The sequence below is a fragment of the Pseudomonas sp. SG-MS2 genome (genome assembly GCF_009933855.1).
In the GTDB taxonomy this organism is placed as follows: domain Bacteria; phylum Pseudomonadota; class Gammaproteobacteria; order Pseudomonadales; family Pseudomonadaceae; genus Aquipseudomonas; species Aquipseudomonas putida_E.
The window spans coordinates 1-25747 of the sequence record NZ_MOMO01000227.1 but is presented as its reverse complement, the minus strand read 5'-3'; the positions used below and the strand labels follow the sequence as shown (position 1 = coordinate 25747).

19 protein-coding genes and 1 pseudogene are annotated in these 25747 nt (G+C 62.6%); 11 read left to right on the top strand and 9 right to left on the bottom strand.

Annotated features, from left to right (window positions below; genetic code table 11):
- The first annotated feature begins 84 nt into the window (after nucleotides 1-84).
- A complete protein-coding gene (locus BLX42_RS19180; RefSeq protein WP_161872402.1) occupies nucleotides 85-1944 on the top strand; it encodes an acetyl-CoA hydrolase/transferase family protein in 1860 nt (619 codons plus the stop codon).
- Between the two features lie 114 nt (nucleotides 1945-2058).
- Here the strand turns inward: BLX42_RS19180 and BLX42_RS19175 are convergent, their stop codons facing one another.
- A complete protein-coding gene (locus tag BLX42_RS19175) occupies nucleotides 2059-2631 on the bottom strand; it encodes a xanthine phosphoribosyltransferase (protein WP_012312153.1) in 573 nt (190 codons plus the stop codon).
- Between the two features lie 63 nt (nucleotides 2632-2694).
- Complete coding sequence (gene rep / locus BLX42_RS19170) at nucleotides 2695-4704, bottom strand: DNA helicase Rep (protein WP_012312154.1); 2010 nt, start codon at nucleotides 4702-4704, stop codon at nucleotides 2695-2697.
- A 297-nt stretch (nucleotides 4705-5001) separates the two neighbouring features.
- On the opposite strand from rep, the gene BLX42_RS19165 reads away from it, so the two are divergent.
- Entirely contained in the window at nucleotides 5002-6666 is a 1665-nt protein-coding gene (locus BLX42_RS19165; RefSeq protein ID WP_115273291.1) for a bifunctional diguanylate cyclase/phosphodiesterase, read from the top strand.
- Between the two features lie 74 nt (nucleotides 6667-6740).
- Here the strand turns inward: BLX42_RS19165 and BLX42_RS19160 are convergent, their stop codons facing one another.
- Nucleotides 6741-8129: a NorM family multidrug efflux MATE transporter gene (locus BLX42_RS19160; protein ID WP_161872401.1), complete on the bottom strand. Its 1389-nt coding sequence runs from the start codon at nucleotides 8127-8129 to the stop codon at nucleotides 6741-6743.
- Between the two features lie 150 nt (nucleotides 8130-8279).
- On the opposite strand from BLX42_RS19160, the gene BLX42_RS19155 reads away from it, so the two are divergent.
- The 3 genes and pseudogenes from BLX42_RS19155 (at nucleotide 8280) to BLX42_RS27250 (ending at nucleotide 11323) form a co-directional block, all read left to right on the top strand.
- Nucleotides 8280-9206: a LysR substrate-binding domain-containing protein gene (locus BLX42_RS19155; RefSeq protein WP_161872400.1), complete on the top strand. Its 927-nt coding sequence runs from the start codon at nucleotides 8280-8282 to the stop codon at nucleotides 9204-9206.
- A 188-nt stretch (nucleotides 9207-9394) separates the two neighbouring features.
- Nucleotides 9395-10465 (top strand): annotated as a pseudogene (locus BLX42_RS27255) (Cache 3/Cache 2 fusion domain-containing protein); the annotation flags it as partial.
- A complete protein-coding gene (locus BLX42_RS27250; RefSeq protein WP_371316822.1) occupies nucleotides 10463-11323 on the top strand; it encodes a methyl-accepting chemotaxis protein in 861 nt (286 codons plus the stop codon). The pseudogene BLX42_RS27255 and the gene BLX42_RS27250, both read left to right, overlap by 3 nt.
- 87 nt (nucleotides 11324-11410) lie before the next feature.
- Here the strand turns inward: BLX42_RS27250 and BLX42_RS19145 are convergent, their stop codons facing one another.
- A complete protein-coding gene (locus tag BLX42_RS19145; protein ID WP_161872399.1) occupies nucleotides 11411-12805 on the bottom strand; it encodes a VOC family protein in 1395 nt (464 codons plus the stop codon).
- A gap of 188 nt (nucleotides 12806-12993) precedes the next feature.
- Nucleotides 12994-13884, bottom strand: coding sequence for a LysR family transcriptional regulator (locus tag BLX42_RS19140; RefSeq protein WP_046786894.1), 891 nt, complete (start codon nucleotides 13882-13884; stop codon nucleotides 12994-12996).
- A 135-nt stretch (nucleotides 13885-14019) separates the two neighbouring features.
- Here BLX42_RS19140 and BLX42_RS19135 point away from each other — a divergent pair, with 135 nt between their 5' ends.
- Together BLX42_RS19135 and BLX42_RS19130 are read left to right on the top strand one after the other, a co-directional pair.
- Complete coding sequence (locus BLX42_RS19135; protein WP_039603927.1) at nucleotides 14020-15510, top strand: aldehyde dehydrogenase family protein; 1491 nt, start codon at nucleotides 14020-14022, stop codon at nucleotides 15508-15510.
- A gap of 141 nt (nucleotides 15511-15651) precedes the next feature.
- Nucleotides 15652-16938, top strand: a complete 1287-nt coding sequence (locus tag BLX42_RS19130; protein ID WP_161872398.1) for an FAD-binding oxidoreductase — start codon at nucleotides 15652-15654, stop codon at nucleotides 16936-16938.
- A 155-nt stretch (nucleotides 16939-17093) separates the two neighbouring features.
- Here the strand turns inward: BLX42_RS19130 and BLX42_RS19125 are convergent, their stop codons facing one another.
- Both BLX42_RS19125 and BLX42_RS19120 read right to left on the bottom strand, forming a co-directional pair.
- Complete coding sequence (locus tag BLX42_RS19125) at nucleotides 17094-18521, bottom strand: mechanosensitive ion channel family protein (protein ID WP_125924383.1); 1428 nt, start codon at nucleotides 18519-18521, stop codon at nucleotides 17094-17096.
- A 525-nt stretch (nucleotides 18522-19046) separates the two neighbouring features.
- Nucleotides 19047-20444 carry a PAAR domain-containing protein gene (locus BLX42_RS19120; protein WP_161872397.1) on the bottom strand — a complete coding sequence of 466 codons (1398 nt, stop codon included), beginning with the start codon at nucleotides 20442-20444 and terminating at the stop codon, nucleotides 19047-19049.
- Nucleotides 20445-20748: 304 nt separating this feature from the next.
- Here BLX42_RS19120 and ycaC point away from each other — a divergent pair, with 304 nt between their 5' ends.
- The 4 genes from ycaC to BLX42_RS19100 all read left to right on the top strand — a co-directional run bounded on the left by ycaC (nucleotide 20749) and on the right by BLX42_RS19100 (nucleotide 25065).
- The gene (gene ycaC, locus BLX42_RS19115; protein WP_012312166.1) at nucleotides 20749-21378 is read left to right on the top strand and encodes an isochorismate family cysteine hydrolase YcaC; all 630 of its coding nucleotides are present in this window, start codon (nucleotides 20749-20751) and stop codon (nucleotides 21376-21378) included.
- A 115-nt stretch (nucleotides 21379-21493) separates the two neighbouring features.
- Nucleotides 21494-22060, top strand: coding sequence for an antibiotic biosynthesis monooxygenase (locus BLX42_RS19110; RefSeq protein ID WP_012312167.1), 567 nt, complete (start codon nucleotides 21494-21496; stop codon nucleotides 22058-22060).
- A 38-nt stretch (nucleotides 22061-22098) separates the two neighbouring features.
- Nucleotides 22099-22917: an alpha/beta fold hydrolase gene (locus tag BLX42_RS19105; RefSeq protein ID WP_161872396.1), complete on the top strand. Its 819-nt coding sequence runs from the start codon at nucleotides 22099-22101 to the stop codon at nucleotides 22915-22917.
- Nucleotides 22918-23223: 306 nt separating this feature from the next.
- Nucleotides 23224-25065 (top strand): amidohydrolase, encoded by a 1842-nt coding sequence (locus BLX42_RS19100; RefSeq protein ID WP_161872432.1) that lies wholly within the window; start codon nucleotides 23224-23226, stop codon nucleotides 25063-25065.
- Between the two features lie 159 nt (nucleotides 25066-25224).
- Here BLX42_RS19100 and BLX42_RS19095 read toward each other — a convergent pair whose 3' ends face one another.
- Together BLX42_RS19095 and BLX42_RS19090 are read right to left on the bottom strand one after the other, a co-directional pair.
- Nucleotides 25225-25497: a DUF3077 domain-containing protein gene (locus BLX42_RS19095; protein WP_119688056.1), complete on the bottom strand. Its 273-nt coding sequence runs from the start codon at nucleotides 25495-25497 to the stop codon at nucleotides 25225-25227.
- 4 nt (nucleotides 25498-25501) lie between these two features.
- On the bottom strand, nucleotides 25502-25747 hold a 246-nt coding region (locus BLX42_RS19090), incomplete at its 5' end, for a hypothetical protein (RefSeq protein ID WP_161872395.1).

The following is a 25747-nucleotide window of genomic DNA, read 5'->3' as shown; positions in this document are numbered from 1 at the left end:
GGCGGGCTTTGTCTTTGCGCAGGCAACGAACCCGCGCCGGTTCATGTCCAACCCCTGAACCCACGGAAGACTCAGGAGGCCACGATGCACCTATGCTCCATCGACCAGGCAGTCGAGCAGGTCTTGTCGCGCTTGCCCGCGCATATCCACATGGGCCTGCCGCTGGGTCTTGGCAAACCCAATGCCTTCGTCAATGCGTTGTACGCCCGGGTGCGTGACCTGCCAGAGCGCCGGCTGACGATCTACACGGCCTTGTCGCTTGGCCGCCCACCTTTGGGCGACGGCTTGCAACGGCGCTTGCTCGAGCCCTTCATCGAACGTGTGTTCGCCGATTACCAGGAGCTCACCTATCTCGCCGACCTGCGCAACGACCAGTTGCCGCCGAACATCCGCGTCGAGCAGTTCTTCATGCAGCCCGGCGGCCTGCTGCACAGTGATTGCGCGCAGCAAGACTACGTCAGCAGCAACTACAGCCACGCAGCCCGCGATATCAACGCCAAGGGCCTCAACCTGATTGCGCAACTGGTAGCCGCCACGCCGGAAAAGCCGGTGCACTTGAGCCTGGCCTGCAACCCCGACATCACCCTCGACCTGCTGCCGATGATCGCCAAGCGCCGCGAGGCCGGTGAAACCATCCTCATGCTCGGGCAGGTGCATGCCGAACTGCCCTACATGCCTGGTGATTCGGAGTTGGGCATGGAAGCGTTCGACCTGCTGATCGATCAGGTGGAGCAACGTCGGCTGTTCTCCACACCGAACATGCCGGTTACCACCCAGGACCATTGCATCGGCCTGCACGCCAGTACCCTGGTGCGCGATGGCGGCACCCTGCAGATCGGCATCGGCGCTATGGGTGATGCCGTGGCCGCTGCGTTGCTGGCGCGCCAAGGCGACAATTCTGGTTACCGGGCACTGATGGGTGAGCTGGATGTAGGGCCATGGCAAACCCTGATCGAGCGGGAAGGTGGGCTCGATGCTTTCGGCCAAGGCCTCTACGGTTGCAGTGAGATGTTCGTCAACGGCCTGCTGGCTCTCGCCGAAGCCGGGGTGGTGCGGCGCCCTGCTGACGAGCAAGGCGTGCTGGTACACGGCGGCTTCTTCCTCGGCCCGCAGGCGTTCTATCAACGCTTGCGGGAGATGCCGTTGGAGCAGCGCGCTCAGTTTGCCATGACGCGCATCAGCTTCATCAACGAGCTGTATGGCCAGGAAGAAACGAAGCGCCGCCAGCGGCGTGATGCCCGCTTCATAAACACAGTGTTCACCATGACCCTGCTCGGCGCGGGTGTAGCCGACCAGCTGGAGGATGGCCGCGTGCTCAGCGGCGTGGGCGGGCAATACAACTTCGTTGCACAGGGGCACGCGCTGGAGGGTGGACGATCCATCCTGTTGCTGCGCAGTTGGCGCGAGGCGCGAGGCGAGGTCAGCTCAAACCTGCTCTGGGCCTACGGCCATTGCACCATCCCCCGGCACTTGCGCGACATCGTCGTGACCGAGTACGGCATCGCCGACTTGCGTGGGCAGAGCGACAGCGAAGTGATCGCACGGCTGCTGGCGATCAGTGATTCGAGGTTCCAGGGCGAGCTGATCGAGCAGGCCAAGAAAGCCGGCAAGCTCGCAAAAGACTTTCAGCTGGATGCGCGGTTTACCGACAATACGCCTGAGCGACTTGAGCAAATCAGGGCACGGCATGCGCGGCTGTTCCCGGAGTATCCGTTGGGGACTGATTTCACGGCCGAGGAACGGGACTTGTTGCGGGCTTTGAACTGGCTCAAAAGCAAGTTCAGGTTGAGCGAGGTGCTGGAGCTGGGCAAGGCAGCGCTGGATGCGCCGGGGCCGGAGGGGTATGCGGCGCAGTTGGCGCGCATGCAGCTGGATGAGCCACGAGGGCTCAAAGACGAGCTATATCAGCGGTTGATACTGGCAGGATTGGCGGCGACGCGGTGATTGCCGGGGCTGCTTTGCAGCCCATCGCGACGCAAGGCCGTTCCTACAGAAGCTCGGTGGTCCTGTAGGAGCGGCCTTGCGTCGCGATGGGCCGCATAGCGGCCCCAATGGCTGTCACTCGATGAAGCTGACCACGCCACCTTCCAGCGACTTCACCCGGGCCAGCGATTCAACGCGGTAACCCTGGCCGTCCAGCTCGGCACGGCCGCCCTGGAACGACTTCTCGATGACGATACCCAGGCCGGCCACGGTGGCACCGGCCTGCTTGATGATCGAGATCAGCGCCTGCGAGGCTTTGCCGTTGGCCAGGAAGTCATCGATCACCAGCACGCGATCGCTGCTGTTGAGATGGCGCGGCGAGATCGCCACGGTGTTCTCGGTCTGCTTGGTGAAGGAATACACCGACGCAGTCAGCAGGTTTTCGGTCAGGGTCAGGGACTGATGCTTGCGTGCGAAGATCACCGGAACGCCCAGCTTCAGGCCTGTCATCACCGCCGGCGCAATACCCGAGGCTTCGATGGTGACGATCTTGGTCACACCGGCATCGGCGTAAAGGCGGGCGAACTCGTCACCGATCAGCTGCATCAGCGCAGGGTCGATCTGGTGGTTGAGAAACGCATCGACTTTGAGAACCTGATCGGAAAGCACGATGCCTTCGTCGCGAATCTTCTGCTGCAGTGCTTCCACTGTGTATCTCCGATGTAGCAAAGGTGGCCGCAAAGAGCGGCAGAGTTAAAGAGTAATGGTTGATCAGCGTTTGAGCATTGCCCGGATATCGGCCAGTGCGTTGTTGCCACGCGCGGCTTTGACTTCCACTGGCGCATCGTCCAGGCCTTCCCAGGCCAGGTCGTCCGGGGGCAGTTCGTCGAGGAACCGGCTGGGCGTGCAGTCGATGATTTCGCCGTACTGCTTGCGTTTGGCAGCGAAGGTGAAGGCCAGGGTCTGGCGGGCGCGGGTAATGCCCACGTAGGCCAGGCGGCGTTCCTCTTCGATGGTGTCGGCTTCGATGCTCGAGCGGTGGGGGAGGATTTCCTCCTCCATGCCCATGATGAATACGTAAGGGAATTCCAGGCCTTTGGACGCATGCAGGGTCATCATCTGCACGCCCTCGGCGTTTTCTTCCTCTTCCTGCTGGCGCTCGAGCATGTCGCGCAGCACCAGCTTGCCGATGGCGTCCTCGATGGTCATGTCACCCTCTTCGTCCTTCTCGAGGGTGTTCTTCAGCGCTTCGACCAGGAACCAGACGTTGCTGATGCGGAACTCAGCAGCTTTGTCGCTGGCCGTTTGCTGGCGGATCCAGTTTTCGTAGTCGATGTCGCGGATCATCTCGTGCAGCGCGGCAATCGGATCTTCCAGGGCGACCTTGTGGCGCACGCCGTCGAGCCAATGTTTGAAACGCTGCAGACGCTCGGTATAACGCGCGTCCAGGTGCTCGCCCAGGCCCAGTTCCTCGCTGGCGGCATACATCGAAACGCCCCGTTCGGTGGCGTAGTTGCCGAGCTTTTCCAGGGTGGTCGAGCCGATCTCGCGGCGCGGTACGTTGATCACCCGCAGGTAGGCGTTGTCGTCATCCGGGTTGACCAGCAAGCGCAGGTAGGCCATCAGGTCCTTGACCTCCTGACGGCCGAAGAAGCTGTTGCCGCCCGACAGGCGATACGGCACCTGGTGATGCTGCAGTTTCAGCTCGATCAGCTTGGCCTGGTAGTTGCCGCGGTAGAGGATGGCGAAGTCGCTGTAAGGGCGGTTGGTGCGCAGGTGCAGGGTGAGGATTTCCATGGCCACACGCTCGGCCTCGGCTTCCTCGTTCTTGCAGCGGATCACACGGATCTCGTCGCCCACGCCCATCTCGCTCCACAGCTGCTTCTCGAACGCATGCGGGTTGTTGGCGATCAGCACGTTGGCGCAGCGCAGGATACGGCTGGTGGAGCGGTAGTTCTGTTCGAGCATGACGATTTTCAGGGAAGGGTAATCCTCCTTGAGCAGCATCAGGTTCTCGGGGCGCGCACCACGCCAGGCGTAGATCGACTGGTCATCGTCACCTACCACGGTGAACTGGTTGCGCATGCCGATCAGCATTTTCACCAGCAGGTACTGGCTGGCGTTGGTGTCCTGGTATTCGTCCACCAGCAGGTAGCGCACGCGGTTCTGCCAGCGCTCCAGCACTTCGGGGTGCTCCTGGAACAGCTTGACCGGCTGCAGGATCAGGTCGTCGAAGTCCACCGCGTTGAACGCCTTGAGCGTGCGCTGGTAGTGGGTATAGACGATGGCGGCGGTCTGCTCGCGCGGGTTTCGCGCTTTTTCCAGGGCTTCGGCGGGCAGAATCAGGTCGTTCTTCCAGGCACCGATCATGTTCTTGATCTCGTCGATGCCGTCGTCGCCGGAGTATTCCTTCTGCATGATGTCCGACAGCAGCGCCTTGATGTCGGATTCGTCGAAGATCGAAAAGCCCGGCTTGTAGCCCAGCTTGTCGTGCTCCTTGCGGATGATGTTCAGGCCCAGGTTGTGGAAGGTACATACCGTCAGGCCCCGGCCTTCCCCCGGGCGCAGCAGGGTGGCGACCCGCTCCTTCATCTCACGCGCAGCCTTGTTGGTGAAGGTCATCGCGACGATGTACTGAGCACGGATGCCGCAGTTCTGGATCAGGTGGGCAATCTTGCGCGTGATCACGCTGGTCTTGCCGGAGCCTGCACCGGCGAGCACCAAAAGAGGGCCGCCGACGTAGTCACGGGCTTCCTGTTGCCTGGGATTGAGTCGGGACATGCTAGAAACCGGGGGTCGCCAGAAAATAGCCGCGCATTCTAACAGGCATGGGGCCATTGTGGCGCGACCGTCTGACGTCTGAGTCAGACTTTGTATCGCGCATAGCATTAGTCAGGCTCATGCTATTCATGGAAAAAATCGTATTTGCTGGTTTAACCACTTTCGAGCAGGATGCACGTCAAAATGTGTCGGGACGCGCTGTGGGCAAGGATATGTCTAAAAGTGAAAATCATTTTCATTTCTGCAGTAGCATACCCGGCCTCCCTCGTGCCACCGTCCCCGCTTTAAGGAGCCCGCTTGTCCACGCCTGTCGAACCTTTGCGTTTGCTGTTGTTGGCTGATGAGCCGGAATGGGCCGCCGTGTTGCGCGAATGCCTGCTGCCGCTGAACGGTGCGGCGGTACTGCTGACTGCGCCCAACTGGGCAGCAGTCGACAGCCTGTTCAGCCAAGACCGCCAGGCCGTGATCCTGGCCACCCAGGCCCTGCAACCCGCGCCGGGGCGCTGCGAGCTGCCAACCATCCTGTTGCTCGACGATGAGCCGGTGGCCCCACCCACGGGCGTCAGCGACTGGCTGGTGCGCAGCCAGCTCAATGCCGATGCGCTGCGCCGTTCGCTGCGCCACGTGCGCGAACGTGGCGTGCTGGTGGCCACCTTGCAGCGCCTGGCCGAGCAGGACCCGCTGACCGGTATCGCCAACCGCCAGGGTTTTCAGGCCCTGTTGACGGCACGGCTGGCTGAGAATGACGGGCGCGGGGTAGCCCTCGGGCACCTGGACCTGGACAACTTTCGTCATGTCAACGATGCCCTCGGCCACCAGGGTGGCGACCGGCTGATCCTGCAGGTGGTGTCACGCCTGAAGCAGCAACTGGAGGCCGGCGACCAGCTGGCGCGCCTGGGCAGTGATGAATTTGCCCTGCTGATCGACACCCGTCGCGACACCGGCCGGGCCGAGCGCATCGCCGAACGCATCGTCGAAGCCCTGGCCGAGCCTTACTGGATCGACGGCGAAAGCCTGTTGCTTGGCTGCAGCCTGGGCCTGGCCCACGCCCGCGCGCAAAGTGGCGCCGACCCGTTGATGTGGCATGCGCACATCGCCATGCGCCAGGCCAAGAGCAGCCAGGGCTGTACCTTTCATGTGTTCAATGAGCGGATCAACCGCAACGCCCGCAGCCTTGCCGACCTGGAAGGCGAGCTGCGCAGGGCGCTGCGCCGTGATGAACTGGAGCTGCACTACCAGCCGCGACTGAACCTGGCCGATGGCAGCATCGTCGGCCTTGAGGCGCTGGTGCGCTGGCGTCATACCGAGCGCGGCCTGTTGCCGCCGAGCGAGTTCGTGCCGCTGGCCGAGCAGAGCGGGCTGATCGTACCGTTGGGCTACTGGGTTATCTCCCGTGCCCTGCGTGACATGCAGGCCTTGCGCGAGAGCGGCCTGGCACCCCTGCACATGGCGGTCAACCTGAGCTTTCGTCAGTTCCAGGACAGCCAGCTGCTGGCCACCCTGAGCCGGCTGATCATCGAGCATGGCGTCGATGCCCGCTGGCTGGAGTTCGAGCTGACCGAGACGGCGGTGATGCGCCGCAATGAGCTGGTCCGCCAGACCATGGATGCCCTCGGGCGCCTGGGCGTGCGCTTCTCGCTCGACGACTTCGGGACCGGCTTCTCATCCTTCGTGCACCTGAACAGCCTGCCGATCACCTTGCTGAAGGTCGATCGCAGCTTTGTCGCCGAAATGGAGATGCGCGAGGAAAACCGCAAGCTGGTGCACGCGATGATCAACCTGGCGCACAACCTCAACCTCGAGGTGGTGGCCGAGGGCGTTGAAAGCCCTGAGCAGATGGCTTTGCTACGTGAGTTTGGCTGTGACCAGGTGCAGGGGTTTCTGGTCAGCAAGCCACTGCCGGTGGATGAGCTGGTGGAGTATCTGTCGAGAAGCACCCCGGCTCAGGTGGTGAGTCTTTGAAGCTGTAGGGGAGGGCTTTGCCCTCCTTTCGCGACGCAAGGCCGCTCACAAGCAGTGCAAGACAGCACCGGCAATCATGCAGGTATCACCGCTTTTCCAGTTACACCTGCTTTCCCCAGCATCCGCTTCATCCGCCATTCAAAGGCCAGGGTCAGCGCCACCGAAGCACACGCCAGCCCCAACGCCAGGCCCCACCACACACCGACCGCGCCGCCACCCAGGTTGAAGGTCAGCAACCACGCACTCGGCGCTCCGACCAGCCAGTAGCAGCAAAGCCCGATCAGGAAGGTGGTCTTGGCATCTTTCAACCCACGGATCGAGCCCATGGCTATGGTCTGCACGCCATCGAACAGCTCGAACCAGGCCGCCACCATCAGCAAGCTCACCGCCAACTGGTAGATCGGCGCGAACGCCGGATCATCGCCATCGATGAACAGGCTCACCAGCATCTCCGGGCGCAGCCAGAACAGTGCCGCGAAGGCGAACATGATCAGCGCGCCAAAGCTGATGCCTACCCGCCCGGCACTGCGCGCCGCCAGCAGGTCGCCGGCACCGTAATACAGCCCTACCCGCATGGTCACTGCATACGAGAGCCCGGTCGGCACCATGAACGCGGTCGAAACGATCTGCAGGGCAATCTGGTGGGCCGCAAGCTCGGTGCTGCCAAGCACACCCATGCACAGGGCGGCAAAGGCGAACAGGCCGACCTCCACCATGTAGGTGCCCCCAATCGGCAAGCCCAGGCGCCACAGCTCGCGCAAGGCCGGCAGCGAAGGGCGCGACAGGCCCTTGCGCAGTGGGTAGGCCGCGTAAGCCGGGTGCCAGCGGATGTACAAGGCCAGCGCGATGGCCATGCCCATCGACACCACGGCGGTGACCAGGCCGATGCCCATCAGGCCAAGCTTGGGCAGGCCGAACATGCCTTCGATCAGTGCGACGTTGAACAGGTAGTTGAGCACCGTGCCGACCAGGCTGATGACCATCACCGGGGTCGAGCGGCCCAAGGCGCTGGTGAAGCCGCGCAGGGCCATGAAAGTCAGGTAGCCCGGCAACGCCAGTGGCAACAGGGTAAGGAACTCGGTGGCCGCAGCAACGTTTTCAGGTTGTTGGCCGAACAGCAGCAACACCGGTTTCAGGTTCCACAGCGCCAGTGCGGCCACCAGCGCCAGCCCCCAGGCCAGCCACAAACCGTTTTGCGCCAGCCGGGTGGCGCCCTCGATGTCATTGGCACCCTTGCGGATCGCCACCAAGGTACCGACCGCGGCGATTACCCCCAGGCAGAAGATCGACACGAACGAATAGCTCGCCGCCCCCAGCCCGCCGCCGGCCAGCGCCTGGGGGCTGATGCGGGCCATCATCAGGGTGTCGGTCAGCACCATCAGCATGTGCGCCAACTGCGAGGCAACCAGCGGCCCGGCCAGGCGCAGCAAAGCCTTGAGTTCTGTGGTGGGCGCAACGTGCATGGGGGCGGTCCTTCCGACTCTGTGAGCGAGGGACGATTCTGAGGCTTCGGTCAACTTTGCACAAAAGGATAAAAACGATGATTGGCATGAGTTGAACTCATGCATATATGATTCTACGCATTCCTTCTCTGCCCCGTATGCAGGTGCCATATGTCCCGTCAGCTGCCTGCGCTGTATGCGCTGCGCGCATTCGAAGCCGCCGCCCGGCTCAGCTCGTTCACCCGTGCCGGCCAGGAGCTGTCGATCACCCAGAGTGCGGTCAGCCGACACATCCGTACCCTGGAGGAGCACTTTGCCTGCCGCCTGTTCATCCGCAGCGGCCGCAGCCTGCAATTGACCGAAGCCGCGCGGGTGCTGCTGCCCGGCGTGCGTGAGGGCTTTGCCGCGCTGGAGCGCGCGTGCGACACCTTGCGCGGAGAGGACGACATATTGCGCATGAAGGCGCCGTCGACGCTGACCATGCGTTGGCTGCTGGCGCGCCTGAGCCAGTTCCGGCACTTGCAGCCGGGCAATGAAGTGCAATTGACCAGCGCCTGGATGGACGTCGACCACGTGGACTTCAACCAGGAACCTTTCGACTGCGCGGTATTGCTCAGTGACGGCGTTTTTCCGCCGGACTGGGAGGTACGCCGGCTGTTTTCCGAGCTACTGATCCCGGTGGGCGCGCCCGACCTGCTCAAGGAAGGCCCTTTGGACGAACGCCGGCTGGCCGGGATCGAACTGTTGCACCCGACCCCCGACAAGCGTGACTGGCGCGAATGGCTGGAGCGCATGGGGCTGGCAGACACTGTTTCACTCAAGGGTGGGCAGGTGTTCGACACGCTGGAACTGGGGATGATCGCGGCGGCGCGTGGTTACGGGATATCCATGGGTGACCTGCTGATGGTCGCCGAAGATGTCGCGCATGGTCGTTTGAGCCTGCCATGGCCGACGGCGGTGCCCAGCGGCATGGATTATTACCTGGTGTGGCCGCGGACCCGGCCGGGTGGTGAGCGGTTGCGGCGGTTGAGCGTGTTTTTGCAGGAAGAGGCGCAGGCGGTGAATTTGCCGGCTGTGCAGATCCTGCCGGCTATTTGATTGCCTGCACTGGCCCTATCGCCGGCAAGCCGGCTCCTACAGGTGGGGCGGTGCAGACGAAGAAAACGTTTGCGAATATCCGGGTCCGACACTCAAGTATTTGCCAGCGACGCCGATCTAGTTGCACCAGCGTCCCGGAAGAGGGCGCGATTCTCCGTTGACAACAGCGGTCGGTCGGGGTGATCAGGATGATCCGGGCCGCCTGCCAGGAGCTTCCCATGTCTCAACCGCGTGCCCGAATCGCCTCGCAGCTTGGTATCGCCCTCGCCATCGTGCTGGCACTGGTGATCACCGGCAGTACTCTGTTCGCCCTGCGTTCCCTGGACGACGCCAACCTCACCACTCGCCAGGAACACCTGGCCAGTGAAGCGCGACTGTTGGCCGATCAGCTTGAAACCTTCCACGGTTCGCTCAAGGACAACACCCAGCGCCTGAGCGGCCTGTTCGAGCGCCGCTTCGCTTCGGGGCTGTCGCTGCATGCCGGCGAAACCGTGCAGGTGGCCGGCCAGGCCACACCGGCGCTGTACCTGGGGGATCACCTGCTCAACAACGACTTCCAGCAGGTCGACGAGTTCCAGCAGATGACCGCAGGGGTAGCGACCCTGTTCGTACGCAGCGGCGACGACTTTGTACGCATCAGCACCAACCTGAAAAAGCAGGATGGCAGCCGGGCCATCGGCACCCAGCTCGACCGCCAGCACCCGGCCTACGCGAAACTGATGGCTGGGCAGACCTACGTCGGCCGTGCCCTGCTGTTCGAGCGCAATTACATGACCCGCTATGTGCCGGTGACCGATGGCAGCGGGCGGGTGATCGCGGTGCTGTTCGTTGGCTTCGACTATACCGACGCGCAGAACGCGCAGTTCGCCAACCTCAAGCGCTTCCGTATTGGCGATACCGGCTCGCTGGCCTTGCGCGACGAGCAGGGCAAGTGGCTGGTACCCCCGGCCAATGCCGACCAGCCTCTGTACAGCGCTTCTGCGCCCTTTGCCGAAGGCCCCTGGACGGTAGTCGCCAGCATGCCCTTGGAAGAAATCCGCGCGGTGACCTGGGATGTTGGCTTGCGCCTGGCCATCGGCAGTTTGCTGGCGATGTTGCTGGCAGTGGCCGCCACGCTGTGGCTGTTGCGCCGCAAGTTGCGCCCGCTGGATGACCTGGTGCGCCAGGCCGAGGCGCTGGGCGCAGGCGACCTGAGCGCCCGCCTGGCCGTGACCAGCCATGACGAGATCGGCCAACTGGCACGCAGCTTCAACAAGATGGGCGAAGCGTTGGCGACCATGGTCGAACACATTCGCGGGGCCTCCGAGCAGGTCAGCGGCCGCGCCCGCTCGCTGTCTGGCCTGTCGGCCGGTGCCTGCGAAGGCATGGACCAGCAGTCCGGCGAAATCACCAGCATGGCCGGTGCGGTAGAGGAGTTCAGCGCCACCTCGATGAACATCGCTGACAACATGGCGGGCACCGAGCGCATGGCCCGTGACAATGCCCAGCAGACCCGTATTGGCCGTAGCGCGATGGATGAAGCGTCGAGTTCGTTGCGCCAGATCGCCGAGGCTCTCGGTGGCACTGCAACCGTGATGGACACACTGGGTGCACGCTCCCAGGAAATTGGCGGCATTGTCGGGGTGATTACCGCCATTGCCGAACAGACCAACCTGCTGGCGCTCAACGCGGCCATCGAAGCGGCGCGCGCAGGGGAGCAGGGCCGTGGATTTGCCGTGGTGGCTGACGAGGTACGTGGCCTGGCAGCCCGTACGCGTCAAGCGACCGATGAAATCTCCGTGATGATCGCCAGCATCCAGCAGCAGACCGGCCATGCCATCAGCACCCTGGAGCAGGGCAATCAGTTGATGCAGGAGGGCCTGGCACGCAACGACAAGGTGGCCGAGGCGCTGGCGCGTATTGACGAGCAAAGCCGCGTCGCGGGTGAGCAGTTTACCGTGATCAGCACTGCCACCCAGGAACAAAGCAGCACCGCAACCGTGCTCAGCCGCAACCTGCAGAGCATTGCCCAGGCCAATAGCGAACAGCGCGACGTGGCCAATGAGCTGGCCTTTACCGCCAAGGAGCTGGAAGGGCTGGCGGCGCAGTTGCGCCAGGAAGTCGATCGGTTTCGTTGAAACCCCAGGGGCCGCTGCTACACCCCCCCGGTAGGAGCGGCCTCGTGTCGCGAAAGGGGCGCAAGGCGCCCCCAACAATCCTGACCCTTACCCCAACGCCAGGTTCAACGCCTGCGCACAAGCCTGCAACGAGCGCTGCTCACTCTGCGCATACAACGCCAGCTCATCCTGCACCTGCAGCCCCAACGCCGCCTCGAAGGCCTCGCGGTTGGCGTTGCTGCCATACTCCGCCTGGGCATCGTCACCCAGGTTGGACTGGAAGATCCCCGCCGCGCTCACTGGCAGAAAGTCCTCGTAGACCAGCGCCTCGAAGTGCACATGGCCCGCCTCGATCAAACCCTCCAAAGTGGTCGGGCGATCAGCCTGCTCGCGTGCAGCCAGGCCCTTTTCGGTCGCGAAATAGCGGAAGTACGCCAGCCCTTGCTCACGCATCTGCGCCAGGTCATCCGGGAACTCGGCAAACTGCTCTTTTAGCAGTGCCATGTAGCGCTCGGCATTGGCCTCGGCCGGTGCACCGCCCAAGGCTGCACGGGTAGCGTCGAGCAGCTTGTCATACAGCTGCCGGCCTTTGGGCGTGAGTGCCGCGCCGCGCTGCTCGATCTCGCCGAAACGTGCGGTGTGGCTGCCTTCGCTACCGTGTTGGTCACTGAACGCAACCTTCTCCTGCAGTGCCTTGAAGCTGGTCTGGCGCAGCAGGATCGGGTGGCGGCGAGTGGGCGGGCCTTCGACAACGGCTTTGGGCGGGATACCCTTGGCCGGCATGCCCAACTGGATCGCATCGATGTCCAGCGTGCGCGGGGTCAGGTGATTGATGTGCGGCCCCTTGAACGCCACCACGTCAGCGATCAGGCGGTGCTGGTCGTGCAACTGCTGGTACTGCTCGGCGGTGACCGTTGCATCCTGGTGCCAGCGGAAGGTATGCAGGGCTTGCTGCACGAACGCTTCGGCGTCGGCCGCGTTCAGGCCGCCATCGCGCTCGCACTGGGCGATCAGCTCAAGGGCGCGGGCGGTGAAAATCTTGCGCTTGGCCAGGAGGGTCTGTGCCAACTCACGCAGTGTGGGATTGTCGATCAGTTCCAGGCGCAGCAGTGAGGTGAATACGCGGAACGGGCTGATGTGCAGTGCCTGTTCGTGCACGGCGCGAAACGCAGTGGAGTGCACAGGCACGCCGGCGCTGCTGAGGTCGTAATACCCGACCGGTTGCATGCCCATGACCGCGAACAACCGGGCGATGGTGGCCAGCTCTTGTGCTGTGCCGACGCGTATGGCGCCGTGGCGCTCCTGGTCCAGGCGCTCGACCTCGCCGGTCCAGCGCAGGGCCTGGGCCACCTCTGGCTGCTGGGCCATGACCTGCTGGTTGATTTCGCTCACCAGCTCCAGCAGCGTGCCGTACAGCGGCACTTCCTGTTTGTACATGAGCGACATGGCGGCAGAGAACTGCGCGCGGATGCTGTCGGGGCTGACGAAATCGTGGGCGGGCATCGCTAGCTTCCTGGTTGGGTTCGGACGCTTACATGAAAGCTGGGAATGCACTATGGCCACAAGCGAAAAAAAGTGGGTGTGTCATTCCTTTTTTGATCGACCTTCAGGGCCATTCGCGACACAAGGCCGCTCCTGCTGTTTGGAGCGGCCTTGTGTCGCGAATGGGCCGCAAAGCGGCCCCGGCAATCTCAAGCCTGAAGCTGCTCATGAATCCATTCCACCAATGCCCGCACCTTGGGCACCTCCGCCGCATGCTCGGCATACGCCAAGTAATGCGCCCCGGCACTGTTCATCGCATGATTCCAAGGAATGACCAGGCTACCCTCGCTTAACTCTTTCGCCGCCAGATAGCGCGGCACCAGCGCCACCCCGCACCCGGACTGCGCTGCGCTCAACGCCATATAGAACGTATCGAAGCGCGGCCCGTGATAGGCGCTGACGCTCTGCAAACCCAGCTCCAGGAACCACTCATGCCAGGCCTCCGGCCGCGAGGTGCTTTGCAGCAGCACCAGGTCGGCCAGTTCTGCAGCATCGCCCAGCGTGCGCCCGGCCAGCAGCTCCGGCGCACACACCGGCACCACTTCCTCACGGAACAGCTCCACGCAGGTCGCCCCCGGCCAGGTGCCTTGCCCATAGAAAAACACCACATCCGCCGAGCCCTGCAGCAAGGCAAACGGCTCCATCTCGTTACGGATGTCCAGGTGGATATTCGTGTGGCGCTTGCCGAAGCCTTTGAGGTGCGGGATCAACCAGCGCACGCCAAAACTCGGTTGAGTGGCTACCTTCAATATCTCGGTCTGCTCGCCATAGGTCAGAACGTAGCGGCTGGACATGTCCACCTGCGTGAGGATCTTGTTGACCTCGGCCAGGTACAGGCTGCCGGCGGGGGTCAATTGCAGGCGCCGGCGGATACGCAGGAACAGGTGGTGGCGCAGCATCTCTTCGAGCTGTGCGACCTGCTTGCTGACCGCGCTCTGGGTCAGGTGCAGCTCTTCGGCGGCGCGGGTAAAGCTCAGGTGGCGGGCTGCAGCTTCGAAGCACTGCAGGGCGGTCATGGAAGGCACCAGGCGTTTGGACATAGCGGTCTCTGCGGCTCAAATCATTACCTGACGGAATGATATGCGGAATAAAGGTCGTTTGTTGCGCTGGTGTGATCGGATTAATACTGATCCACATCATTTTTCCACCCCATCACCCGATGTAGGAGAAGCACAATGGTTGCTGGATTGCTCGAGCGCCTTGGCGTTGCCGCCACGGCTTACACCCAGGGCGACTACCCTGTTCACACCCCGATCGACGGTAGCCAGATCGCCTCGGTGAAACTGCTTGGCAAGGCCGAGACCACCGCCCGCATCGACCAGGCGCAGAGTGCCTTCGAAGCCTGGCGCAGCGTGCCGGCCCCGCGCCGTGGCGAACTGGTGCGCCTGTTCGGTGAAGTGCTGCGTGAACACAAGGCCGACCTGGGCGAACTGGTGTCGATCGAAGCCGGCAAGATCACTCAGGAAGGCCTGGGTGAAGTCCAGGAAATGATCGACATCTGCGATTTCGCCGTTGGCCTGTCCCGTCAGCTGTACGGCCTGACCATCGCGTCCGAGCGCCCTGGCCACCACATGCGTGAAAGCTGGCACCCGCTGGGCGTGGTCGGCGTGATCAGCGCTTTCAACTTCCCGGTGGCGGTATGGGCCTGGAACACCGCGCTGGCCTTGGTGGCCGGTAACTCGGTGGTGTGGAAGCCTTCCGAGAAGACCCCGCTGACCGCGCTGGCATGCCAGGCGCTGTTCGAAAAAGCCCTGAAAGCCTTTGGCGATGCCCCGGCTGGCCTGGCACAGCTGGTCATCGGTGGCCGCGAAGCCGGCGAAGCCCTGGTGGATGACCCGCGCGTGCCGCTGGTCAGCGCTACTGGCAGCACCCGCATGGGCCGTGAAGTCGGCCCGCGCGTTGCTGCCCGTTTCGGCCGCAGCATCCTGGAACTGGGCGGCAATAACGCCATGATCCTGGCGCCGAGCGCTGACCTGGACCTGGCCGTGCGTGGCATCTTGTTCTCCGCTGTTGGCACCGCCGGCCAGCGCTGCACCACCCTGCGCCGCCTCATCGTGCACCGCTCGATCAAGGACGAAGTGGTTGCCCGCATCAAAGCGGCTTACGGCAAAGTGCGCATCGGTGACCCACGCAAAGACAACCTGGTGGGCCCGCTGATCGACAAGCTGTCGTTCGATGCCATGCAGGGCGCGCTGGCCAAGGCCCGCGACGAGGGTGGCCAGGTATTCGGTGGCGAGCGTCAGCTGGCCGACCAGTTCCCGAACGCCTATTACGTTTCGCCGGCCATCGCCGAGATGCCCGCGCAGAGCGATGTGGTGCGCCATGAAACCTTCGCGCCGATCCTCTACGTGCTGGCCTACGATGACTTCGAAGAGGCCCTGCGCCTGAACAACGAAGTGCCACAAGGCCTGTCGTCGTGCATCTTCACTACTGACATCCGTGAGGCCGAGCGCTTCCAGAGCGCCTCGGGCAGCGACTGCGGCATCGCCAACGTCAACATCGGCACCAGCGGTGCCGAGATCGGCGGTGCATTCGGTGGCGAGAAGGAAACCGGCGGTGGTCGTGAGTCGGGTTCCGATGCCTGGAAAGGCTACATGCGTCGCCAGACCAACACCGTGAACTACTCGCGCGAGCTGCCGCTGGCGCAGGGTATCGTGTTCGACTGATGCTGCATGGCCGGGGGCTTTGCCCCCGGTTCGCCGGCAAGCCGGTTCCCACAGGGTTCGGTGCGATCCTTGTGGGAGCTGGCTTGCCGGCGACAGGGCTGCGCAGCAGCCCCAACAAGAACAATATCGCTGGAGCCGGCCATGTCCGAACTGCGTCAACAATGCTTGTGGGAACACGTCAGCCAACCGACCGTCGCCGCCCAGGCCCTGGCCGGTGAGCACAAGGCCGACGTCTGCGTCATCGGCGGCGGCATTACCGGCCTGTCGGCGGCCACCCACCTGCTCGAACAGGGCAAGTCGGTGATCCTGCTGGAGGCCTGGAAGATCGGCCACGGCGGCTCCGGGCGCAACGTCGGCCTGGTCAACGCAGGCACCTGGATCCGCCCCGACGATGTCGAGGCGACTCTGGGCCAGAAGCAGGGCAGCCGCCTGAACAAGGTGCTCGGTGAGGCCCCTGGTGAAGTGTTCGCCATGATCGAGCGCCTTGGCATCGACTGCCAGGCACAGCACAAAGGCACCCTGCACATGGCGCACAACGCCACAGGCATCGCTGACCTCGAAGCACGCCATGAACAGTGGCGCCGCCGCGGTGCCGATGTGGAGTTGCTGACCGGCGCCCAGTGCCAGGAATACTGCGGCACCGACAAGATTTCCGCCGCGCTGCTAGACCGCCGCGCCGGCACCATCAACCCCATGGGTTACACACAGGGCCTGGCCGCTGCGGTTGCGCGCCTGGGTGGCAAACTGTTCCAGCAATCGGCCGTCGAAGGCCTGGAGCGCGACGGCGATGCCTGGCGGGTCAAGACTGCACGCGGTTCGGTGCGCGCCGACAAGGTCGTGATCTCCACCGGCGCGTACACCGAGGGCGACTGGAGCAACCTGCAAAAGCAGTTTTTCCGCGGTTACTACTATCAGGTGGCCTCCAAACCGCTGCACGGCGCTGCAGCCGACAAGGTCCTGCCCCATGGTCAGGGCTCGTGGGACACCCGCACGGTGCTCAGCAGCATCCGCCGCGACGATCGAGGCCGCCTGCTGCTCGGCAGCCTTGGACGGGTCGACAACAAGCCTGCGTGGTTCGTGCGCAGTTGGGCTGACCGTATCCAGAGCCATTACTACCCGGAGCTGGGCAAGGTCGAGTGGGAGATGCACTGGACCGGCTGCATCGACTTCACCCCCGACCACCTGATGCGCCTGTTCGAGCCGGCGCCCGGGTTGGTCGCGGTGACGGGCTACAACGGGCGGGGCAATACCACGGGCACCGTGATTGGTCGGGCGTTCGCCGAGTTTCTGCTCAAGGGTGAGGCGGATAGCCTGCCGATCCCGTTCTCGCCGATGACCGGGGTGAGTGCGCCGTCGTTGCGCACGGCGTTCTACGAGTCCGGGTTCTCCCTGTACCACGCGGGGCAGTGTTTGCGGGTAGTGCTGTAAGGTTGTCCCACGACACTGACTGGAGCGGCCTTGCGTCGCGAAAGAGTCGCGCAGCGGCCCCAGGTATACAGCGGCGCTGCAGCAATTGCCCGGGCTGCTATGCAGCCCTTTCGCGACGCAAGGCCGCTCCAAATAAGGCCGTGCGGGAAATCAGTTTATCTGTGCAACCAGCTGAGGAAGCCACCTTTCTTGATCAGGGTCGGCTTCTGCAGCAACAAAGACTCCCGGCTCTGCCGTCGGAACCGTTGCAATTTGGTCAACGCCGTCTGCACCTCGCCGCGCTGTACCAGGCAGGTACGCACCTGCTCCTTTTCGATGCGATACAGCACGCAGCTGGTCAGGGTACGGAATTCGGCAAACGAGTCATCCTCATCGATGATGCCCTCGATCCCCAGCACCTCCCCCGGCCCCATGCGCCCGGCTTCCAGCAATTTGTCGCCATCGCGTATCGCCGCCGAAACCACCCCGCTACCGATCACCAGCAAATGATCGGAATGCTCGCCAACGCCCAGAATCACTTGGTCTGCCAGGTACTCGACGGCAGTCATGCGCTGGCTCAAGGCATCGCGCTCCTCGTCAGTCAGCGAACGGAACACCCGTACCTCGTCCAGCACTTCACGCTGACGGCTGCGCGGCGGCATGGCCAGGTCAACGTTCCACATCACGCCACTGGCCTCCAGGTGCCGATGTGCCAGGTCGAACAGCTGGTTGCGCGCCTCGGTCTTGCCACCCATGTCGGCGACAAAGCCGCTGGCTTCGTACTCCACCGACTCCAGCGTGGAGGCCTTCACCGTGACCTTCGGCTTGGGTGAGGCAAGAATGGCGCTGGTGCCCTGCAACGCCTTTTCCAGCGCATCGAACACCCGTTTAGGCCGCACTTTGGCCGGCACCACCACACTGACCGACACCCCATGCACATCGGCCGGGCGGCTGTGGTTGAGCAACTTGGCCTTGGCCGCCACCGAGTTGGGGATCACCGCCAGGCTGCCTGAGCCCGTGAGCAGGCGCGTTGCTCGCCAGTCGATGTCCAGCACCTTGCCTTCGGTACCGTCGATGGAGATCGAGTCGCCGATCTGGTAGGGCCGCGTGGTATTCAACACGATGCCACTGAACACGTCGGCCAAGGTGCTTTGCAGCGCCAGGCCGATGACGATGGCCATGACCCCCGAGGTGGCCAACAGGCCCTTCACCGGCAGCTGCATCACATAGCCCGCAGCGGCCACCACGGCCGCGAGGAAGATCAACGCCCCCAGCACATCCTGCAGCAACCGCCCGCCATGGCTGCCGCGCGCCACTAGCAGCAGGCCGAACACCACCGTCACCGTACGCGCGCCAAACAGCCACCAGCCGATCGCCAGCACCGTGGCCATCAGGTTGCGCGACACATCGTCGACCCAGGGTGGGGGCTGCAGCGGGCTCATGCCGGCGGCCACCAGTACCCAGCTGAACAGCACGAACGTCAACAACCGCGTGCCGATGCGCAAGGCCCGGCGCTGTGGGGGGATCAGTTGCCAGAGCACGAGGTCGAGCAGGATCAGGATTGTGCCGAGCAACAACGGGGACGACTGGATGAACGCCAGCATGGAGGTCTCGGGGGGGGGGGAGAGTTGTGCGTAGTAATAGAGCAGGTTGAGGTGGCAGGCAATGGGGCGATCTCGATTCGAAGTGCCAGGCCGTTGACCGGTCTCGACAACGGCTTGCCTTGTTCTCGATGTTTTTCACTCCCGATTTATACAGGTTATAGGATGAAGCCATTTACAATCAGCCAAGTGAAGCCAACTATATTAAACCAAGCGGCGATTACCATCCTTGTTCTCAGGCCTTTGGGGAACTCTAGATAGTCCTGAGCATCCAGTGATCCTCGGCGAATTCTGGCGTTAGGGAACATGAGTTCGCTCGATATCGCGGAGACGATGAGAACTCTGGATTTTAAGCCTTGCTGTCCACATAGGCCTTTCGCAAAGGGTAGACAATCACTCCTTTGAAGTGCTGAAGTCATTACTTTGAAGTCCCGGCTGCAAGCAATATAGAGGTCTAATGAGAGCCCGATCAAGCCAAGACAGAATGGAGCTGCCAGTAAAAAGAGCCTAACGTTGACGTCGAGTGTCTCAGTCATCGTGGAAAGTCTCGAAGATCAGGTCCGCAAGTTCCTCGCCATACTTCATCCCTTTAGTGCTGCCGTAGTAAGCTCCAGCTCCGGTCATGGCTATGCCGCATATGAATACGCCTTTAGGATGTCCGACTCTCCAGCAAACTTTTAAAGCAGCTCTAATTCCCGCCTGGCCTCCAACCCAGCCCCCGGCTAAACCGCTGGAAAAATTCCCTGCCTCAGTGACTTTGACTTTTTCGCAGGCCCTGGCATCGCCCGCTCGGCATACATCGGATATTTTCACTATCGAGCCAACACCTCCAATAGCAACGCCTATATGTCCCCCTGCCTTCAAATACTTGGAAATGCTTGCCAATTTATCCAGGTGCGTTGAATATCCGGGGATCTGGCCAGGTATCCCTGCTTTGCTCCAATGATGAACCAGGCTTTTTGATGAGATGCCCAAGTCCCGACGCAGTCTTTCATAGTTGCCAAGGTTCAGGCGCTTATTCAGAACAGTCGCTTTCAGGGTCGTATCTAATTGCTTGAGGAGTTTCATACGTTCAGCGAAAAACTCACGACTGCGCAGGTGCCCGTGCTTGGCAAATTGTTGCTGATGCAACTCTTCGATCTTTCGCAAGATGTGGTTTATGTCACTCACCGACTTTGCCATCATCGCTTCGCTCACTCCGACTGAGAGGCTCACTTCACTGAGCCATCCTGCAATTTCAGCCTGATGCCGCACCATGAAATCCGCCTCTTCCGGCGTCAGGCTTGCCAACGCCTCCCGCGCCTGTTTCGCCGCGCTCATCGCATGCAGCTCTTCGCGCGTACAGACCGGTCGGCTGAGGCCGTCGCCAATGATGAATAGTTCGCCCGCTTTGAAACCCTGTTGATAGGTAGGATTCAGGCGCTCCAGGAGGGAGCGCGGCAGATTGGCCTGTGGAGCGCCGAGTTCAACCAGGACTTCCTGGTAGGTCATGCAGCGCGGGACGATGAAGAAACCTGGCTCTAAGGTATCCACCGGGGAGCTTGCAACATTTCGTCTGAAGCGAGTAGGCAGTGAATCCGCTTCATGTGGTGTTGGGCTTGCTTCAGCAGACCTGGCCACGGATGTTGGCTTGGACGGGGAGGAATCCCCCAAGGGCGCGATTACCCGGCATCCATCCGGACAACCGCAGGCTACTCGAGCTCCATCCATTGCGGCCAGCCGGCCAGCAACCACGAACCCTGGCATCCCTTCCACGATGGTGCCGCTCTTGTCGCAGGCCGGACAAGGGGTAGTCATGTCGCCTTCGCGCAGTACCCGGCGACCACCAACGCGGAAGCTGCCGATGCTGGCAAGGCAGGTAGCGCCCGTCGTGGTGCGATCACCCTCCAGTGCTTGGCCTCTGCCATTCATCTTGATGCGACTCATATCCAGGTCCTAGGCAAACCTGGAAGCTAGCACCCCGCAATAGGCCTAGAGGTCACTTGAAGATGCTTTGGGAAACGTCCTACGCAAACTAGAGAAAACTCTCCGCCTTCGGCTCTCGGGGAGTCCTGCGAGAGCTTGCCCGTCTTCAATGTGCCGGCAAATCCACGGCCAGATCATCGTTCACAAAATAGAACGCTAAAGCCAAAAACCACTATCTACCGCTCCAAAGGTGATGGTTTTAATCTTCTCCCATCAACGCGAAACACCCAACTTACTGAACATCAAAACCCTTAGGAGCACGACCATGACCAACTTCAAATACAACCGCCTGAACAAAGACGACGCCGCCGTTCTGCTGGTCGACCACCAGGCTGGCCTGCTGTCCCTGGTCCGTGACATCGAGCCGGATGCGTTCAAGAACAACGTGCTGGCCCTGGCTGACCTGGCCAAGTTCTTCAACCTGCCGACCATCCTCACCACCAGCTTCGAACAAGGCCCTAACGGCCCGCTGGTACCAGAACTCAAAGCACTGTTCCCGGACGCCCCATACATCGCCCGCCCTGGCCAGATCAACGCCTGGGACAACGAAGACTTCGTCAAGGCAGTGAAGGCCACCGGCAAGAAGCAGCTGATCATCGCCGGTGTAGTGACCGAGGTGTGTGTGGCGTTCCCGGCGCTGTCGGCACTTGAAGAAGAGTTCGAGGTGTTCGTGGTGACCGATGCCTCCGGCACCTTCAATGCCATGACCCGCGACGCCGCCCACGACCGCATGAGCCAGGCTGGCGCACAGCTGATGACCTGGTTCGGCGTGGCATGTGAGCTGCACCGCGACTGGCGCAACGACGTCGAAGGCCTGGCCGCGCTGTGCTCCAACCACATCCCGGATTACCGCAACCTGATGACCAGCTACAACGCCTTCAACGCCGGCAAGTAAGCCGACCGCCCCGGGCACCGACAGCGGTGCCCCCGCAGGGCAGCACACCCATCCAATCCTCCGCCCGTCCGTTGTTGCACAGTGGATGCGGGCAAGCTCATCCCAAGGAACGCCGATGAACACCGCACTCCAAGACAACCGCAACGTGGTGACCCTGGTCATCCAGCACAAGGTCCGCGCCCAGGCGCTGGCCAGCTACGAGGCTTGGCTCAAGCGTACGGTCAGCACCGCACGGCGGCAGCCGGGGCACCTGGATGTCAATGTGATCCGCCCGGACGACGGCGGGCTGCACTTCACCACCGTGGTGCGCTTCGCAGATGCCAGCCTGCTGCAGGCCTGGGTCAACTCCAGCGAGCGCCAGACACTGGTCAACGAAGTACTGCCGCTGCTCGAAGGCGGCGACCACACCCAGGTGCACGAAGACCCGGAGTTCTGGTTCACACCGCCCAGCACTACCTCCGCGCAACCACCGCGCTGGAAGCAGGCGCTGCTGACCTACCTGGTGATCTGCCCGATGACCATGATCATCCCGCAACTGCTGGCGCCGTTTTTCGCACGCTTCCCACAACTGGGCGGGGTGATCACCGGCAACCTGATCGTCAACCTTTTCGTCATCCTGCCCGTGGTGTTTTTCATCATGCCGTGGGTAACCCGTCGCTGCGCCAACTGGCTGCGCAGCTGATCAGTTTTTGACCTCGACACTTTCAAGGAGATACCGACATGACTACGCTCGTTACCCGCGATGGCACTTCGATCTATTACAAGGACTGGGGCAGCGGCAAGCCCGTGTTGTTCAGCCATGGCTGGCCGTTGGATGCCGACATGTGGGACTCGCAGATGGAGTACCTGGCTAGCCGCGGCTACCGCGCCATTGCCTTCGACCGTCGTGGTTTCGGCCGTTCGAGCCAGCCGTGGAACGGTTATGACTACGACACGTTCGCTGACGACATCGCCCAGCTGATCGAGCACCTCGACCTGCGCGACGTGACCCTGGTGGGCTTCTCCATGGGTGGCGGCGATGTCAGCCGCTACATTACCCGCCACGGCAGCGAACGCGTTGCCGGCTTGGTGCTGCTGGGCGCGGTGACGCCGGTGTTCGGCAAGCGTGACGACAACCCGGACGGTGTCGATACCTCGGTATTCGACGGCATCAAGGCTGGACTGCGGGCGGATCGGGCGCAGTTCATCGCCGATTTCGCCACGCCGTTCTATGGGCTGAACCATGGGCAGCAGGTGTCTCAGGGTGTGCAGACGCAGACCCTGAACATTGCCCTGATGGCTTCGATCAAGGGCACGCTGGATTGTGTGAGTGCGTTCTCCGAGACCGACTTTCGCCCGGACATGGCCAAGATCGATGTGCCGACCTTGGTGATCCACGGTGACGACGATCAGATCGTACCGTTCGAGACCACCGGCAAGCGGGCTGCGGAGTTGATTCGCGGGGCTGATCTGAAGGTGTACAGCGGGGCGCCGCACGGGTTTGCAGTGACCCATGCGCAGCAGCTCAATGAAGACCTGTTGGCGTTCCTGAGCCGCTGAATAAGCGGGGGCCGCGTTGCGGCCCATCGCCGGCCCCGGCAGCACAAAATGTGAACAGGGCTAACCTTCATCAACCCACCGCACACCCCTGCAATCCCTGGCCAGGCTTGAACCGGCATGCTCCGCAGTTGCTTCAGCCACCGCCGCACCCAGACGGAGAAGAAGATGTCCCAGGCCCCCAACGACAAGACCCGTCGCCAGTTCCTCGCCACCAGTACCGTGCTCGGTGCCGCCGGCGCGCTCTGGTCCGCATTGCCCTTCACCGGCGCCGCCGGCTCCGCCCACGCATCCATCCAAGGAGGTTCCATGACCGCCGACCTGATCCTGTTCAACGGCAAGCTGCATACAGTCGACCGTGAAAAGCCCACAGCCACCGCCGTAGCCATCAAGGATGGCCGCTTCATTGCCGTGGGCAACGACGCCGAGGCCATGGCCCACAAGGGTGCTGCCACGCAGATCATCGACCTGAAGCAGCGCACGGTTATCCCGGGCCTGAACGACTCGCACCTGCACCTGATCCGCGGCGGCCTGAACTACAACCTTGAACTGCGCTGGGAAGGTGTGCCGTCGGTGGCCGATGCCCTGCGCATGCTCAAGGACCAGGCGGCGCGTACGCCAACCCCGCAGTGGGTGCGCGTGGTCGGTGGCTGGAACGAATTCCAGTTCGCCGAAAAACGCATGCCCACGCTGGAAGAAATCAACCAGGCTGCGCCCGATACCCCGGTGTTCCTGCTGCACCTGTACGACCGCGCACTGCTCAACCGCGCCGCGCTCAAGGCCGTGGGCTACAGCAAGGACACGCCAAACCCGCCGGGCGGTGAAATTCAGCGCGACAAGTTCGGCAACCCGACCGGCATGCTCATCGCCCGCCCCAACGCGATGATCCTTTACGCAACATTGGCCAAAGGGCCGAAGCTGCCGCTGGAATACCAGGTCAACTCGACCCGCCAGTTCATGCGTGAGCTCAACCGCCTGGGGCTGACCAGCGCCATTGACGCAGGTGGCGGCTACCAGAACTTCCCTGACGACTACTCGGTGATTCAGGAGCTGGCCGACAATAACCAGCTGACCGTGCGCATCGCCTACAACCTGTTCACCCAAAAGCCCAAGGAAGAGCTGGACGACTTCAGGAAGTGGACCTCCAGCGTCAAGCTGCACAGCGGCACCGACTTCCTGCGCCATAACGGCGCCGGTGAGATGCTGGTGTTCTCCGCAGCCGACTTCGAGGACTTCCTCGAACCGCGCCCGGACCTGCCGCAAACCATGGAAGAAGAGCTGGAACCGGTGGTGCGCCACCTGGTCGAGCAGCGCTGGCCGTTCCGCCTGCACGCTACGTACAACGAATCGATCACGCGCATGCTCGACGTGTTCGAGAAGGTCAACCGCGACATCCCTTTCAACGGGCTGCCATGGTTCTTCGACCACGCCGAGACCATTACCCCGCAGAACATCGAGCGCGTGCGTGCGTTGGGCGGTGGTATTGCCATCCAGGACCGTATGGCCTTCCAGGGTGAGTACTTCGTCGATCGCTATGGTGCGAAAGCCGCCGAGCAGACCCCGCCGATCAAGCGCATGCTCGAAATGGGTGTGCCTGTGGGCGCCGGTACCGACGCCACCCGGGTCTCCAGCTACAACCCGTGGACTTCGCTGTACTGGTTGGTCAGCGGCAAGACCGTAGGCGGTATGGAGCTGTACCCGGAAGGCCTGAGCCGCGACACCGCACTGCAACTGTTCACCCAGGGCAGCGCCTGGTTCTCCAGCGAGCAGGGCAAGAAAGGCCAGATCAAGGTTGGCCAGCTGGCGGACCTGGCGGCCCTGTCGCTGGATTTCTTCAGCGTTGATGAAGAGGCGATCAAGGGCATCGAGTCGGTACTGACTATCGTTGACGGCAAGGTGGTGTACGGCGCTGGCGAATTCGACAGGCTTGGCCCGCCACAGGTGCCGGTGCTGCCGGAGTGGTCGCCGGTGGCCAAGGTGCCTGGGCACTGGCGCGTGGGTACGCCATCACTGGCTGCAACGGTGCACCAGTGCAGCGGGCCTTGCGGGGTGCATGCGCACAGCCATGAAAAGGCGCGGCATTCGAGTGTGCCGGTGAATGACTTCCAGGGCTTCTGGGGAGCCTTGGGGTGTTCGTGCTTTGCGTTTTGAGCTGATGTAAGAAAGGGCGCTCTGCGGTAATGCCAGTCAGTTAGTTATCAGGGCTGCTACGCAGCCCATCGCCGGCAAGCCGACTCCCACAGGGCCTGTAGGAGCTGGCTTGCCGGCGATGAGCCGCAAAGCGGCCTCCAATCGCTTACCTGACGGGTATCAACGCTGTCTGTTCTTGGCGATCTCGATATCGTCCATCAGCGCTTTGGCCAACAGGCTCAGATAGTCGGCTGCTGCCAGCAGCTTGTGGTCATCCTCCATGTCGCCTTCACGCACCAGGTGCTTGATGTAGCTGAGCAGCACGGACACCTGTTCGTAGGCATCGTCTATGGGAATGCCGGGCTGCACACGCAGCAGATCGACCGGAGGGTTACCCACATCGAGGAAGGTCGCCACGCCAACGGTGGTCAGGACCTTGGGTTCGTCTGCCATGGCTTCACTCCTCGGTCCGTTGGCCAAACAGCCGAGCGTGCACGTGCTCGACCAGCGAATGGGCGATCTCGCTGGCATGCATGGCATTGCTCAGCATGTTCAGGCCAGGTTCGTCTGCGCGGGCGCGGCAGTGTTCGTCGATGGTTTCGATGACGCCGCGCAACAGCTCGCTGGCGTGGGCCAGGGCGTCGGGCGGGTACATGTCGGACTGGACGGTGAAGAATGGGGTAGTGACGGGTTTACGGCTGGG